Raw genomic sequence first — 1,976 nt, forward strand, 5'->3', positions numbered from 1 at the left:
GTGAATGGGTTTATGATAGTAATTATAAGAGCTGGTTCTACCTCAAAGCGGACGGTTCTTATGCAAACCAAGAATGGTATGGGAAATACTACCTCAAAGCGGATGGTTACATGGCCAAGAGTGAATGGGTTTATGATAGTAATTATAAGAGCTGGTTCTACCTCAAAGCGGACGGTTCTTATGCAAACCAAGAATGGCAGGGCAATTACTACCTAAAAGCAGGTGGCTACATGGCCAAGAGTGAATGGGTTTATGATAGTAATTATAAGAGCTGGTTCTACCTCAAAGCGGACGGTTCTTATGCAAACCAAGAATGGTATGGGAAATACTACCTCAAAGCGGATGGTTACATGGCCAAGAGTGAATGGGTTTATGATAGTAATTATAAGAGCTGGTTCTACCTCAAACCGGACGGTTCTTATGCCAGACAAGAATGGCAAGGGAACTATTACCTCAAAGCAGGTGGCTACATGGCCAAGAGTGAATGGGTTTATGATCCAGCCTATTCGTCTTACTTCTATCTCAAGTCTGATGGTTCTTATGCAAATCAAGAGTGGCAAAAGGTAGACGGCAAGTGGTACTATTTCAAGAAGGGTGGTTACATGGCTAAAGATGAGTGGCAGGGTAACTACTATTTGACAGGAAGTGGTGCTATGGCTACTGGTGAATTAGTCATGAATGATGCTCGCTATATTTTTTCTGACTCAGGTGAGTTAAAAGAAAAGAAAGACTTGAATGTTGGCTGGGTTCACCGAAATGGCAGACGTTATTTCTTTAACCATCGTGAAGAACAAGTTGGGACTGATCAAGTTAAAAAGGTCATCGATGTCAGTGAGCACAATGGTCGTATCAGTGACTGGAAAAAAGTCATCGATGATAATGGAGTAGATGGAGTAATTGTTCGTTTGGGTTATAGTGGAACTGAGGACAAGGAATTGGCTCATAATATCAAGGAGTTAAACCGTCTTGGAATTCCTTACGGCGTTTACCTCTATACTTATGCTGAAAATGAGACCGATGCTGAGAATGATGCTAATCAGACCATTGAACTCTTGAAAAAATACAAGATGAACTTGTCTTACCCTATCTATTATGATGTTGAGAACTGGGAATATGTTAATAAGACCAAGAGAGCTCCAAGTGATACTGGAACTTGGGTCAAGATTATCAATAAGTATATGGCAACAATGAAGCAGGCTGGTTATCAAAATGTGAATGTTTATAGCTACCGTCAACTTTTGCAAACTCGTTTGAATCATCCAGATATTTTGCAACATGTTAACTGGGTAGCAGCCTATACGGATGCACTTGATTGGAATAATCCTCACTATTCAGGTGAAAAAGGATGGCAATATACTTCATCTGAATACTTAAAAGGAATTCGTGGTCGTGTTGATGTCAGTGTCTGGTATTAAGATATAGGTTTGAGAAAGGAGTGTGCAAGAAAATTGCATCCTCTTTTTCTTTAGTTTTGTCGCAGTTAAGAAATGTGTAAAGGGACTGTGTTTTATTCTAATATTCATCAAAAATCTATTCTGGACAAATCCATTTTCTGTGAACAATCTTCCTCAGGCATTTTTTTCCAAATTTTGAATCACTGTTTCTAACTTCAAAATGACTTCTTCTAAAGATTTGAAGGCCTTGTTTTTGAATCCACGCTTTCGTATCTCTGCCCAAACTTGCTCAATGGGATTCATTTCTGGAGTGTAGGGAGGAATAAATAGACTTGTTCGGTAACTACATTATCTCGTGGTTGATGATGCCACAAATCAACTCAGCTCTTAATTCAAATCGTTTTCTACGATTACGATAAGGCTGTGCCATGATTTGAAAGGTTTTAAATTTGGCATTAAAGTGCTCAACTTCAATACGCATTTTAGATATCTCGCTATTCAACTGCTTATCTTCTTGGGTTAAGGGGTGATGTTTAGAACGCTTAGCAGGAATAAAGGTATTTTCGTGAAATTTCAAGATGC

General features: G+C 38.9%; 2 protein-coding genes and 1 pseudogene (1 of these 3 running past the window's edge). 1 reads left to right on the top strand and 2 read right to left on the bottom strand.

Annotation, left to right across the window (positions count from 1 at the left end; translation table 11 throughout):
• Positions 1-1,415: the 3' portion of a GH25 family lysozyme gene (locus FGQ53_RS10925; RefSeq protein WP_138338756.1), read on the top strand. 22 nt of this gene lie to the left of the window's left edge; 1,415 of the gene's 1,437 nt are visible here — the last part of the coding sequence; its start codon lies off the left edge, out of view; it ends in the stop codon at positions 1,413-1,415.
• A 115-nt stretch (positions 1,416-1,530) separates the two neighbouring features.
• Here FGQ53_RS10925 and FGQ53_RS10930 read toward each other — a convergent pair.
• Together FGQ53_RS10930 and FGQ53_RS10935 are read right to left on the bottom strand one after the other, a co-directional pair.
• A pseudogene (locus tag FGQ53_RS10930) lies at positions 1,531-1,721 on the bottom strand (transposase); the annotation flags it as partial.
• A gap of 16 nt (positions 1,722-1,737) precedes the next feature.
• The coding region (locus FGQ53_RS10935; protein WP_138337879.1) for a transposase family protein at positions 1,738-1,976 on the bottom strand (239 nt) is incomplete at its 5' end.

Origin of the sequence: Streptococcus mitis (genome assembly GCF_005844455.1) — a bacterium.
Classification (GTDB): domain Bacteria; phylum Bacillota; class Bacilli; order Lactobacillales; family Streptococcaceae; genus Streptococcus; species Streptococcus mitis_BF.